11 protein-coding genes are annotated in these 12,401 nt (G+C 67.7%); 6 read left to right on the plus strand and 5 right to left on the minus strand.

All coding sequences use genetic code 11. The features are described from left to right. Positions 1-81 precede the first annotated feature (81 nt). The gene (locus B0F77_RS37010; RefSeq protein WP_086667701.1) at positions 82-543 is read left to right on the plus strand and encodes a winged helix-turn-helix transcriptional regulator; all 462 of its coding nucleotides are present in this window, start codon (positions 82-84) and stop codon (positions 541-543) included. Positions 544-580: 37 nt separating this feature from the next. After that, positions 581-1,192 carry a class I SAM-dependent methyltransferase gene (locus B0F77_RS37015; RefSeq protein WP_086667702.1) on the plus strand — a complete coding sequence of 204 codons (612 nt, stop codon included), beginning with the start codon at positions 581-583 and terminating at the stop codon, positions 1,190-1,192. A 7-nt stretch (positions 1,193-1,199) separates the two neighbouring features. Here the strand turns inward: B0F77_RS37015 and B0F77_RS37020 are convergent, their stop codons facing one another. From B0F77_RS37020 to B0F77_RS37035, 4 genes are all read right to left on the minus strand, one after another. After that, entirely contained in the window at positions 1,200-2,777 is a 1,578-nt protein-coding gene (locus B0F77_RS37020; RefSeq protein WP_086667703.1) for a peptide-N4-asparagine amidase, read from the minus strand. A 141-nt stretch (positions 2,778-2,918) separates the two neighbouring features. Further along, positions 2,919-3,143 (minus strand): hypothetical protein, encoded by a 225-nt coding sequence (locus B0F77_RS37025; protein ID WP_086667704.1) that lies wholly within the window; start codon positions 3,141-3,143, stop codon positions 2,919-2,921. A 74-nt stretch (positions 3,144-3,217) separates the two neighbouring features. Next, on the minus strand, positions 3,218-3,649 hold the full coding sequence (locus B0F77_RS37030; RefSeq protein ID WP_245849142.1) for an HD domain-containing protein: 432 nt from the start codon (positions 3,647-3,649) through the stop codon (positions 3,218-3,220). Between the two features lie 10 nt (positions 3,650-3,659). Next, on the minus strand, positions 3,660-4,709 hold the full coding sequence (locus B0F77_RS37035) for an SGNH/GDSL hydrolase family protein (protein ID WP_211294219.1): 1,050 nt from the start codon (positions 4,707-4,709) through the stop codon (positions 3,660-3,662). A 230-nt stretch (positions 4,710-4,939) separates the two neighbouring features. Between B0F77_RS37035 and B0F77_RS37040 the strand changes: the two genes are divergently transcribed. From B0F77_RS37040 to B0F77_RS37055, 4 genes are all read left to right on the plus strand, one after another. Further along, positions 4,940-6,406: a chitinase gene (locus B0F77_RS37040; RefSeq protein WP_086667706.1), complete on the plus strand. Its 1,467-nt coding sequence runs from the start codon at positions 4,940-4,942 to the stop codon at positions 6,404-6,406. A 442-nt stretch (positions 6,407-6,848) separates the two neighbouring features. Next, positions 6,849-7,895: a nitronate monooxygenase gene (locus B0F77_RS37045; protein WP_086667707.1), complete on the plus strand. Its 1,047-nt coding sequence runs from the start codon at positions 6,849-6,851 to the stop codon at positions 7,893-7,895. 10 nt (positions 7,896-7,905) lie between these two features. After that, entirely contained in the window at positions 7,906-9,429 is a 1,524-nt protein-coding gene (locus B0F77_RS37050) for a DUF885 domain-containing protein (RefSeq protein ID WP_342746879.1), read from the plus strand. Beyond that, positions 9,429-10,958 (plus strand): DUF885 domain-containing protein, encoded by a 1,530-nt coding sequence (locus B0F77_RS37055; RefSeq protein ID WP_086667709.1) that lies wholly within the window; start codon positions 9,429-9,431, stop codon positions 10,956-10,958. The genes B0F77_RS37050 and B0F77_RS37055 overlap by 1 nt, the downstream gene beginning before the upstream one ends. Here the strand turns inward: B0F77_RS37055 and B0F77_RS37060 are convergent. Beyond that, positions 10,930-12,351 (minus strand): amino acid permease, encoded by a 1,422-nt coding sequence (locus tag B0F77_RS37060; RefSeq protein WP_086667710.1) that lies wholly within the window; start codon positions 12,349-12,351, stop codon positions 10,930-10,932. The two genes, B0F77_RS37055 and B0F77_RS37060, sit on opposite strands and share 29 nt — an antisense overlap. Positions 12,352-12,401: the final 50 nt, after the last annotated feature.

Here is a 12,401-nt window from a genome sequence, read left to right on the forward strand (position 1 = left end):
TTCTGGGTTCCTTTAAGAGACGCTGCGAACCGTAGCAGAGATGAGTTCCTTAAGGGAACCCCGATTTGCTAGAGTGCTGTCATGCAACGCACGAGCTTCAGTGGGATGGCCTGCTCGATCGCGCGCACGCTCGATGTGATCGGGGAGCCCTGGTCGCCGCTGATCCTGCGGGACGTGTGGGTCGGGATGAGCCGGTTCGAGCAGCTCCAGGCCGATCTCGGGATCTCGCGCAAGGTGCTGACCGAGCGGCTGCACCACCTCGTAGAGCAGGGGGTGCTGGAGCGCCGCCCCTACGACCGGCGGCCGCGGTACGAGTACGTGCTGACGCGGAAAGGCGCCGAACTCGTCGACCTGCTCATGGTCATGAAGGGCTGGGGCGACCGGTGGCTCGCGGGCGAGGCCGGGCCGCCCGTGCTGTACCGGCACCACGCGTGCGGGGAGATCGCGGACGTCGAGCTGCGTTGTGACCACTGCGGCGAGCCGATGCGAGCCGGTGACGTCGACCTGCTGCCGGGTCCGGGCGTTGCTGGATTGGCAACGTAGGTTGCCGAATTCGCACGGCCTGGCGCACCGTTGAATCATGACGACTGCGCAGGAGTTCTGGGAGACCTTCTACTCGGAGCGGGACCAGGTCTGGTCCGGGAAGCCGAACCCGCTGCTGGTTCGGGAGGCCGAGCGGCTCACGCCCGGCAGCGCGCTGGACATCGGGTGTGCCGAGGGTGGCGACGCCGTGTGGTTGGCCAAGCGGGGCTGGCGCGTGCTGGGCGTCGACGTGTCACAGGTGGCGCTGGATCGGGCGTTGAAGCACGCGTTCGAGGCCGGCGTCGAGATCTCGGTGGAACGGCACGACCTCAAGGTCACGTTCCCCGAAGGGTTGTACGACCTGGTCAGTGCTCAGTTCCTGCACTCGCCGGTGGAGGAGGACGGGGAGCGCAACAGCATCCTGCGGCGGGCGTCGGAGGCGGTGGCTCCCGGCGGGTACCTGATCGTCGGCGGGCACGCGGGGGCGCCGTCGTGGTCCGAGCACCAGCACTACTACTTCCCGACGACCAAGGACGTGCTGGACCACCTCGGGCTCAGGGACAACTGGATCATCATCACCGACGAGGTGGTGGAACGGCCTCTGGTGGGGCCGGACGGTCAGGAGGAGTCGCGCAAGGACAACGTCCTGACCGTCAAGCGTCTCTACTGACTGCGGCTCAGACCACGTATCCGTGCTCGGTCTTCAGCGTGCGCTGGCGGAAACGGCCGTCCACCGTGCCGCGCCAGCGTTCGCTGGACGACCCGTCCGCGTAGGAGAGCACCCCGTTGGTCCGCCCGAAACCGCCCTGGGTGTCGAGGGTGTCGTCGCTGAACTTCGCGCCGTCGCCGACCGTCCACAAGCGACGTCCCATGTGGACTTTCGCGTCGATGCGGTAGTTGTTGTCGTCCACGATGTTCTGGGTGACGTCGACGTTGAGCGGGAAGTCGAACCCGTCGTACCTGCCCTTCGACGAGTACGCGCCGGTCACCTTCTGGTCGGTCTTCTGCTTGGTGGCCTTCTCCGCGAGCGACGTCGTGTTGTCGAACGTCCAGGCGCCTTGGGAGAAGACCTGCTGCGTGCCGTGAGACGTCCTGATCACGCCACTGGTCCGCCAGGCCCGCCGCACCTGCGTCTTGATCGTCACGTCCAGCTCGGTACCGGTCGTGGAAGTCCTGACCTCGGCAGCGGGAACGTCGGTGCCGGTCAGCGTTCCGGTCACCCGCTGCACGTGCGGATCCGTGGTGGCGAAGAGGTTTCCGCCCAGCGTCCAGTCGTCGACGATCCCGCGCGGCGGCACCAGGTCGATCGTGTGCGCCTTCCCGTCGGTCAACGTTCCGATGAACGGGCTCAGGTCGATCGTGTACGGCAGCGTGTCGATGGCGTCGACGGCCGAGATCGGCCGCCACAGCATCGGTGCCACCCCGCCGGTGTAGATCACCGAGTACGGGGCGACCACGCCGGCGGACCGCCCGTCGACGCGCACCTCGACCTCGCGATACGTTCCGCCACCGCACAGTCCGGCGTCCGGGAACCTGGCGGCGAGGTCGCTCGGCACGTTCGACCACCAGAACTCCTCGCAGCCGCCACCCCGCGCGTAGATCTCGGCGGTCAGCTTCGCGGTGTTGGGCGGAACGGTGAGCTGCTTCGTGAAGTTCTTGCCGTCCTTGAGGAACTGCCAGCCGGGCTTGGTGGCGTCAGCGGACAGGGGCAGCACGACGTCGGCCTGCCTGGGCGCCGGGTACTTCTTCGTCGCCTGGTAGTAGGTGACCGTCACCTCGATGTCGAACAACCCCGTGTAGGTGTCGTTGACGACGTTCCCGAGATCAACCACGAATGGCTGCGCCTTGGTCAGCAGTGGCGCGAAAGCGGTGATGTCCCGGTCGAAGTGCCACACGATGCCCGACGGATCCGGCTCCGGCGTCGACGTCCGCAACACTTCCGCCCCGCCGATCCACAACCCGGCGAGCCGGTCGAACTGACGCCCCTTGCTGCGCCCCGTCCAGTCCAGCACGACCTTCGTCCACGGCCCGGCACACTCCGGCGGTGGCGCGAGTGTGCCCACGAACGGCTGACCGTAGGAGTTCGCGAACGTGTGCCGCATCGCCGTGACCGTGCAGGACTTCGTCGGTGGCCGGCTCACCGCGGGGATCGCCTGGAGCGGGTCCTGGTAGTCCGTGACCACCCGGTCGGCCTTCGCCGCGGGCACTGACACCATGGCGAGCGCGGCCAACGCGGTGGCAAGGATTCGACGCATGGCCGGACGTTATCGCCGTCGTGCCGCAGGGGGCACCCGCGGACGCCCGTTCACGGTTGCCGGGCCCGGAAACGCTGCCAGATCGAGAAACATGAAGGCCACCCGCGGCAACGTTGCCGGGGTGGCCCAGGGGTGACTTCGTCAGGCGCGGATCAAGCGGTCCATCGCCTGGCGGTTGATGATCGAGCGGAGCTCGCCCGTCTCCTCGGCGCTGTGGCGGGAGAGGATGGCGTCCAGCTCGAGCCGGTCGCTCTCGGTGGTGTAGCTGGCCAACTGCCGCTCCAGGCTCCGGCGCTGTAGACGAGCGTCACGGCGGGAGGCCAGGCTCGTGCGCAGGGACTTCACGGACAGGTCGTGGCGGGTCATCTTGTCCTTCCAATCTCGGTTACGTTTCGATAATACACCCTGTTCAAGCGACCTGTACCGATGAAGAAGGTTAGTTAACTCACGAACTCGTCGAGCAACCTCAGGGCGTTCGCGTACTTGGTCTGCAGACGCTCCTGCAGGGCGGCGTCGAGGCGGGCGATGCGGGCCGGTGAGAGGTTGTCGGCGATGTCGGCGCGCTTCACGGAGAGTGCCAACGGGTTCGCGGCCACCCGGCGCAGATAGACGTCCTGCGGTTCGCCGGGCAGATGTGACAGCGCGACGACGGCGTCGACCACGACGGTGGGGCAGCCGCGGGCGAGCAGATCATGAGCGGTCACCGCGGTGTCCTCGATGACGTCGTGCAGGACGGCGGCCATCTGCGCGTGTTCACCCGTCACCGAGGCCATCACCCGCAGCGGATGTCCGATGTACGGCCGGCCTGACTTGTCGACCTGGCCGTCGTGGGCGGAGGTGGCGAGCGCGATGGCGTCTTCGAGGGTGAACACGCGCATCAAGTTAAAGGAGCGAGAGGTCCACCGCCTGGCCCATGGCCGAATAGCCCGCGTCGGTCAGGTGCAGGCGGTCCGGCCTGGCGAACTCGTCGCGCAGCCAGGTCGGACGCGCCGGGTCCCGGACGGCGGCGTCGAAGTCGACCACGCCGTCGAACGCGCCGGACGTGCGGATCCACGTGTTCACGGCGGAACGCACCGCCTCGCGCGCGTCGGTGTAGTTGGCGTAGCCGCCCATCGGCGTGATGGTGCCGCCGAGCACGCGCACGTGCTTTGAGTGCGCCAGCGAAATCACGCGGAGGTAGCCGTCGCGCAGCTCCTCGAACGTCGCGTCGGGCTTGGCCTTGATGTCGTTGATGCCCTCCAGCACGATCAACGTCCGCACGCCGGCGCGTGCCAGTACGTCGCGGGGTGTGCGTGAAATCCCGGACACGCCATAGGTTCCGTCACGAAGAAGCTGGTTGCCGGAGATGCCGGAGTTGACCACGCCGTAGGCGGTCCGGGACGCCAGCACGTCGGTCCACCGCCGGTTCGCGCCGCCGGTCGAGCCGGAGCCGTCGGTGATCGAGTCGCCCAGTGCGACGACCGAACCGCGCACGCCGGAGGCCACCGAGACCTCGGACAGGTAGTACCAGGAGCCGACCTTCTGCGTGAAAGCCGTGCCGTCCCAGTCGAAGGCGTGGTCGCCGGGCGCCACGTAGTTGGTGGACAACGCGCTGCGGTGATACGTCGCGACGGAAGGCGCCGCCGAGGCCCAGATCGAGACGGTCAACGAAGAGTCGGCGAACGTCCGCAACGCCACGGGGTCGGACAACACCTCACCGCCGCGAGGTACGACGACGGACTCACGGCCGCGGAAGGTCACCCGGCGGGCCTTGTCCTGAAGCGCGGCGCCGGTTCCGGCCGGTGCCACGGACACCTTGCTCGCGGTCAGGTCGCCGGAGCTGAAGACGTTCGACAGCCGCACGCGGACCGTCGAGCCGCCCACGGTCAGCCGGACGATGTTCCGGACGGTGTAGGAGGTCTCGCTGACCTCCGATGTCACGGGTGTCTGCATGGCGGAACCCCACGACGCCACCCAGTCGGGCGAGGCATCTGCTGGCGTCACCAAACCCAGCAGTAGAGCCAGAACAGCCAATACGCGCATGTCACTCCTAGGCAACAAGGCGGCGTGCGGCTCAGCGTAATACATCCGATGACCTGCGCAATGCTTGACCAGCAGCAGTGGTCTAGTCCATTTTTAGTCCACTCACAACATGGCCGCCGCATGATGTGTGGAGGTGGACCATGTCCAAGACCAGACGAGCAGCGTTGGCGCTGCTGTCCGCGCTTGTCGCCTGTGCCGGTCTGGTGTTGGTGATCAACGGCAGCGCCGTCGCCGCGAACCTCGCGGCCAACAGCGGTTTCGAGGCCGGCAACCTGAGCGGCTGGACCTGCACCGAGGGCACCAGCGCCACCACGAACACCAAGCGCACCGGCAACTACGCGCTGCAGGGTGCGCCCGCCGGTCAGAGCAACGCGCGTTGCCAGCAAACCGTGACGGTGCAACCGAACACGGCTTACAAGTTGTCCGCGTGGGTGCAGGGCAGCTACGTCTACCTCGGTGTCACCGGCGGCGTGGAGAAGAGCACCTGGACGCCGAACGCGAGCAGCTTCACGCAGCTCACCGTCGACTTCACCAGCGGCAGCGCCACCAGCGTGACCATCTACCTGCACGGCTGGTACGGCCAGCCCGCCTACTTCGCGGACGACGTCAACCTCGACGGTCCCGGCACGCCGCCGACGACCACGAGCACGACGACCTCCACCACTACTACGACAACCACCACGACCACCACCACGACCAGCAACCCGCCGAACACCGGTCTGCCCAAGCACGTGCTGACGGGCTACTGGCAGAACTTCTACAACGGTGCGCGCGCTCTGCGGCTGTCGGACGTTCCCACCACTTACGACATCGTGGCGGTCTCGTTCGCCGACGCGACGGGCACGCCGGGTCAGGTCGCGTTCCACCTCGACTCGGGACTCAGTGGCCAGCTCGGCGGCTACACCGACGCGCAGTTCAAGGCCGACGTCAGGACCCTGCAGAACCGCGGCCAGAAGGTGATCATCAGCGTCGGCGGCCAGAACGGCACCATCAGCGTCAACGACTCCAACTCGGCGAACAACTTCGCCAACAGCGTCAAGTCGCTGATCACCAACTACGGCTTCAACGGCGTGGACATCGACCTGGAGAACGGCGTCAACGCCACCTACATGGCTCAGGCGCTGCGCGGCATCCACGCCGGTGGCGGCACCGTCATCACCATGGCGCCGCAGACGATCGACATGCAGAACACCGGCGCCGAGTACTTCAAGCTGGCGTTGGCGATCAAGGACATCCTGACCATCGTCAACATGCAGTACTACAACTCCGGCTCGATGCTCGGCTGCGACCAGCAGGTCTACAGCCAGGGCACGGTCAACTTCCTGACCGCGCTCGCGTGCATCCAGCTGCAGAGCGGCCTGCGGCCCGACCAGGTCGGCCTCGGCCTGCCCGCGTCACCGTCGGGCGCCGGCGGTGGCTACCAGTCGCCGTCCAACGTCAACAACGCGCTCAGCTGCCTGGCCCGCGGCACCAGCTGCGGCACGTTCAAGCCCAGCACGACGTGGCCGTCCATCCGCGGCGCCATGACGTGGTCGATCAACTGGGACGCCTCGAACAACTGGCAGTTCGCCAACACCGTGGCCCCTCATCTGGACTCCCTGCCCTAAGCAGGCTGCCGGAAGTTGTGTCCGTTACTCGTCTGGTGCTCTGCCTTGGGCTCTCATGGCGTCTGCAAGTACCACCAACTCAACATCAACAGGCGTGTTTCTACACCCAACAGGGGTCGCTTCCCTCTGAGAACACCGCAGCGGCTCGACAGGCGGCGACGAGATCGGGTGTAGTTGACGGCGATTCGATCAAGAGTTGGTGGTACTTGCAGGACACTGTGGGCACCCAGCGAGGCCAGAGGGTTCGGATACCACTTTCGGCCAGGTGCTTAGATGATGGACCCGTCGGCGCCGCGTCCACTGTGGACGTGGCGCCGACGTGGCCGTTCGCCGACTGGATCAACGACGTGAGCTGATCGGAGCAACCCCGGTGTTCCTTGCGTCATCAAGGACACACGAACTTCGGCGGGCATCCGAGGCCCGGTCCAACTAGGTTGTCCTCATGTTCCACACGCTCGCCGTGCCCGTGATCGCGGCGCCCATGGCAGGTGGCGCCTCCACTCCCGAACTGGTCGCCGCGGTGAGCGACGCGGGCGGGTTCGGGTTCCTGGCGGCCGGCTACATCACCGTCGAGCAGCTCGCGGAGAAGATCACCCAGACGAGCCAGCTCACCAGCAAGCCGTTCGGGGTCAACCTGTTCGTGCCCGGCACGCGGCCGACCGCGGACATCTCGTCGTACGTGGATCGCGTCAAGGCCTATGCGTCCAAGATCGGCGCGGTGCCGGGTGAACCGCGCTGGGACGACGACAACTACGCGGCGAAGCTCGAACTGGTGCTGGCCCTGCGGGTGCCGGTGGTGTCGTTCACGTTCGGACTGCCCGACGCGGACGACGTGCAGCGGCTCAAGGCGACCGGTACCACGATCGTCGTGACGGTCACCACACCGAGCGAGGCGCGGCAGGCACAGCAGATCGGCGCGGACGTCCTGTGCGTGCAGGGGGCGGACGCCGGAGCGCACCGCGGCACGTTCACCGACGACGGCATCTCGCCCGGCGGCGGTGAGCTGTACGGGACGCTGGCGGCGCTCACGCTCGTGCGCAGCGCCGTCGACCTGCCGGTGATCGCGACCGGCGGCCTGATGAGCGGGGCGGACGTCGCCGCCGTGCTGGCGGCGGGGGCGGTCGCGGCACAGCTGGGCACCGCGTTCCTCGGCTGCCCGGAGGCCGGAACGGCCGCGGCACACCGGGAAGCGCTCGCCGAAGGGGCCAGGAGGACGGCGCTCACGCGGGCGTTCAGCGGACGGCCCGCGCGAGGCCTCGTGAACCGGTTCCTGATCGAGCACAGCCCGTACGCGCCGGCCGCGTACCCGAACGTGCACCACCTGACCAAGCCCGTGCGCGCGACCGGTGAGCTGGAGGTCATGTCGCTCTGGGCGGGCACCACGTACCCGCTCGCGACGGCCGAACCGGCGGGCGACGTGGTGCGAAGGCTCCACACCGAGCTCGTGGATGTGGTCAATTCCTTGGCGGAGCGCTTCCGGCGCGGCTAAGAAGGAGAGCGTGACCTCGCTCTCAGATGAGACGTTCCAGGCGATGATGGACTGGATGCCGACGTTCGCCACCGTGGTCGGCGTGCCCGGCTGGGACGACCGGCTCGAAGACCTCAGCACCGATGGTCAGGCAGCGCTGCGTGCCAGGCTCACCGACATCCTGAGCCGCGTCGACGAGAGTGGCGAGGACCAGGTCGCCAAGGACGTGATCCGGCACCAGGCCACTTCGATCATCACCCTGATCGACGCCCGGCTGGTCGAGCACTCCGTCTCCCGCGGGTTGAACGCCCCGGTCGCGGTTCTGCTCAGGATGGCGTCGCAGATCGACTTCTCCCGGCGGCTGCACCTCGTCCCGCACTTCCTCGACCAGGCCGCGCAACGGCTGCGCGACACCGACCGCCGGCCGTTGCGCCGGCACGTCCAGGGCGGCGCGGCCCACGTCGAACGCTTTCTGGCCTCGCCGAAGCAGGAGTGGGAGGGCGACGCGGACCTGCGGCCCGCGTTCGCGAAGTACCGTGAGTTCCTGCTGTCCATCGAGGGCCGCGACGACGAACACGCCGGTCTTTGCTGGTTGCCCGACGGCGAGGAGAACTACCGCAAGCTCGTCCGCGACTACACGACCGCGTCCTACACCCCTGCCGAACTGCACCAGCTCGGACTCGACCTGATCGCGGGTCTGCACGAGGAGTACGCCGAGATCGGCTCGCGGGTGTGGGGCACGGCAGACGTGCCGGAGATCTTCCGGAGGCTGCGCACGGACCTGTTGTGGGCCAACGAGGACGACATGCTCACCAGCGCGGTGGAGGCCGTCGCGCGGGCCGAGGCGGAGGCTCCGAACTGGTTCGGCCGGCTGCCGAAAGCACGCTGCGAGGTCCGGTTCGTGCCGGAGATGGACCGCCAGAGCGCCGCGTTCGCGTACTACGTGGACGCCGCGCTCGACGGCTCCCGGCCCGGTACGTACTTCGTGAACCCGTTGAACGCCACCGGACGCAGCCGCACGGTGTCCGAGGTCACGGCGTTCCACGAGGCGACACCTGGCCACCACTTCCAGCTGTCGATCGCCGCCGAGACCGAGCTGTCGAACCTGCGCAAGTTCGCGTTCATCGACTCCTACCTCGAAGGCTGGGGCCTCTACACCGAGCGCCTGGCCGACGAGATGGGCCTGTACTCCTCCGACGAGGCACGGCTGGGCATGCTGGGCCTCGACGCGATGCGCGCCGGGCGGCTGGTGGTCGACACGGGCCTGCACGCGCTCGGGTGGTCGCGCCAGCAGGCCGTCGACTACCTGCGGTCCAACACCGCGATGGACGACACGGAGATCGACGGCGAGGTCGACAGGTACATCGAGACACCGGGCCAGGCGCTCGCGTACATGGTGGGGCGCCTGGAGATCCAGCGGATCCGCGCGGCGGCCGAGGAGCGGATGGGCTCGCGGTTCGACGTGAAGGCGTTCCACGACGTGGTTCTGGAGAACGGCGCCGTGCCGCTCTCCACGCTCGGCGACCTGGTCACCGACTGGGCGGGGAGGCCCTGATGTCGCTCGCTGACGAGATGTTCCAGGCGGCCATGGACTGGTCGCCGTTCCTGCCGACGATGTACGGGCTGGAGGGCTGGGACGACAAGCTCGAGGACCTGAGCGTCGAGGGCGAACAGGCCCTGCGGGCGCGGATCGCCGACATCCTGCGGCGGGCCGAGACCAGCGACGAGGATCCCGTCACGCTCGCGGTGATCAGGCATCAGGGTGAGTCGATCGCGGCCAGGATCGACGCCCGGCTGGTCGAGCACACCGTCGCGACGGGGCTGAGCGCGCCGGTGACCGGACTGCTGATGGTCGCGTCGCAGCTCGACGTGTCGCAGCGGCGCGGCAGGATCGCGCGGTACGTCGAACAGGCGGGTGCCCGCGTCCGCGACTCGGACCGCAAGCCGATGCGCAGGCACGTTCAGGCCGCCACGACGCGGCTGGAGAGGTTCCTCGCGTCACCCGCGCAGGAGTGGGAGGGCGAGTTCTCCGCCGAGATCCGCACCGCCATCGCCGGGTACCGCGACGTGCTGGCGTCGACAGAAGGCCGTTCCGACGACCGGCCGGGCATCTGCTGGCTGCCGGAGGGCGAGCAGAACTACGCCAACCTGGTCCGCAACTACACGACCACCTCGTACACCCCCGACGCACTGCACCGGCTCGGCCTCGACCTGATCGCCGGGCTGCGCGAGGAGTACGCGGAGATCGGCGCACGGGTGTGGGGCACGTCCGACGTGCCGGAGATCTTCCACCGGTTGCGCACGGAACTGTTGTGGGCCAACGAGGACGAGATGGTCGAGCACGCGGTCGAGGCGATCGCGCGGGCCGAGGCCGAGGCCCCGAACTGGTTCGGCCGCATGCCGAAGGTCGGCTGCCAGGTGCGTCCGGTCGACGAGGCGGAACGGCAGACCGCCGCGATCGCGTTCTACCAGCCCGCGCTGCTGGACGGCAGCCGTCCCGGCACGTACTGGCTGAACCCGTTGGGCGCCACCGAACGCAGCCGCACGCTGTCCGAGGTGACGGCGTTCCACGAGGCCGTGCCCGGCCACCACTACCAGCTGACCGTCGCGGCCGAGACGGACATGCACAACATGCGGCGGTTCGCGTTCATCGAGGCCTACCTGGAGGGTTGGGGTCTCTACACCGAGCGCCTGGCCGAGGAGATGGGCCTGTACTCGTCGGACGAACAGCGCTTCGGCATGCTCAGCCTCGACGCGATGCGCGCCGGCCGGTTGGTCGTCGACACGGGCCTGCACGCGTTCGGCTGGACTCGGCAGCAGGCCGTCGACTACCTGCGCGAGAACACCGTGATGACCGAGCCCGAGATCAACTCCGAGGTGGACCGGTACATCGAGGTGCCGGGCCAGGCGCTGGCGTACATGGTGGGGCGCCTGGAGATCCAGCGCGTTCGTGCCGAAGCGGCCGCCCGGCTGGGCGACCGCTTCGACGTCAGGGAGTTCCACGACCTCGTGATCGGGCTCGGACCCGTTCCGCTGTCGGTGCTCGATCAGCAGGTCACTGCCTGGACCGCTGCTTCTCCATGACGGAGTTGCGCTTCGAGTAGGCGAAGTAGATGACCATGCCGATCACGAACCAGATCGCGAACCGCGCCCAGGTCTCCGGGGTGAGGAACGTGATCAGCCAGATCGAGAAGATCACGCCGATGATCGGCACCACCGGCATGCCCGGGGTCCTGAACGTGCGCGGCAGGTCGGGCTGCTTGTAGCGCAACACGATCACGGCGACGCACACGACGACGAACGCCAGCAGGATGCCGATGTTGGTGAGCTCGGCGGCCTCGGCGATCGGCAGGAACCCGGCGATGACCGCGGAGGCGATGCCCAGCACCCAGGTGATGCGCGACGGTACGTGCTTCACCGGGTGCGTCTTCGCGAACCACTGGGGCAGCAGGCCGTCGCGGCTCATCGAGTACCCGACGCGGGCCGCACCGAGGAGGAACGTGAACAGCACGGTGGTGATGCCGAGGATCGCGCCGACGCTGATGATGATGCCCAGCCAGTGGAAGCCGATGTCCGCGAACGCCGTGGCGAACGCGCTTTCGGCGTCGACGTCCTGGTAGTTGACCATGCCGGTCAGCACGAGGCAGGCCAGCACGTACAGGACCATCGAGATCGCCAGCGAGTAGAGGATCGCCTTCGGCATGTGCTTCTGGGAGTCCTTCGACTCCTCGGCCGCGGTGCTCATCGCGTCGTAGCCGAACACCGCGAAGAAGACCGTTGCGGCACCGGTGAAAGCGCCGGACAGGCCGAAGGGGAAGAACGGGTTGTAGTTGTCGGTGTTGATGTGGAAGACACCGACACCGATCACCAGCAGCACGACGGCGATCTTCAGGTACACCAACGTGGTCTCGAACCGCGCCGCGTTCTTCATGCCCAGGTTCAGCACGTACGCGATCAGCAGGCAGAGGATCACCGCGAAGAGGTTGACCTTGTAGCTTCCCGGTTCGACGCCTTGGCCTTCCGTGCCCGGCGCGCCCAGCATCCATTGGGGGAGATGGATGTTGAGCAGTGACAGCAGTTCGGTGAAGTAGCCGGAGATGCCGATCGCGACCACCGCCACGATCGCGGTGTACTCCAGCAACAGGTCCCAGCCGATGAACCAGCCGACGATCTCGCCGAGCACCGCGTAGCCGTAGGTGTAGGCGCTGCCCGCCTTGGGGATCAGGCCCGCGAACTCCGCGTACGAGAACGCCGCCGCCGCGCTCGCGACACCGGCCACGAGGAAAGAGATCAGCACGGCCGGGCCCGCCGTCTTGTTCGCGACGGCGCCGGCGAGCGAGAAGATGCCCGCGCCGATGATGCCGCCGATGCCGATCGCGGTCAGCTGCCACAGGCCCAGCGTTCTGGTGAGCCCGTCGCCCTTGTCGTCCGCGATCTGGTCGATGGGCTTGCGCCGGAACACGCCCTGCGTAGTCATGCCTCAGCTCCCTTGATGGTGGGTCCGGGCGAACCTATTCGCGTCAACTG

The organism is Lentzea kentuckyensis, assembly GCF_002150765.1.
In the GTDB taxonomy this organism is placed as follows: domain Bacteria; phylum Actinomycetota; class Actinomycetes; order Mycobacteriales; family Pseudonocardiaceae; genus Lentzea; species Lentzea kentuckyensis.

Excerpts from the sequence above, each read along its gene's own strand:
- B0F77_RS37010 (WP_086667701.1), top strand. The coding sequence starts at position 82 with ATGCAACGCACGAGCTTCAGTGGGATGGCCTGCTCGATCGCGCGCACG.
- B0F77_RS37040 (WP_086667706.1), top strand. The coding sequence starts at position 4,940 with ATGTCCAAGACCAGACGAGCAGCGTTGGCGCTGCTGTCCGCGCTTGTC.
- B0F77_RS37055 (WP_086667709.1), top strand. The coding sequence starts at position 9,429 with ATGTCGCTCGCTGACGAGATGTTCCAGGCGGCCATGGACTGGTCGCCG.
- B0F77_RS37025 (WP_086667704.1), bottom strand. The coding sequence starts at position 3,143 with ATGACCCGCCACGACCTGTCCGTGAAGTCCCTGCGCACGAGCCTGGCC.
- B0F77_RS37035 (WP_211294219.1), bottom strand. The coding sequence starts at position 4,709 with ATGCAGACACCCGTGACATCGGAGGTCAGCGAGACCTCCTACACCGTC.
- B0F77_RS37020 (WP_086667703.1), bottom strand. The coding sequence starts at position 2,777 with ATGCGTCGAATCCTTGCCACCGCGTTGGCCGCGCTCGCCATGGTGTCA.
- B0F77_RS37015 (WP_086667702.1), top strand. The coding sequence starts at position 581 with ATGACGACTGCGCAGGAGTTCTGGGAGACCTTCTACTCGGAGCGGGAC.
- B0F77_RS37060 (WP_086667710.1), bottom strand. The coding sequence starts at position 12,351 with ATGACTACGCAGGGCGTGTTCCGGCGCAAGCCCATCGACCAGATCGCG.
- B0F77_RS37045 (WP_086667707.1), top strand. The coding sequence starts at position 6,849 with ATGTTCCACACGCTCGCCGTGCCCGTGATCGCGGCGCCCATGGCAGGT.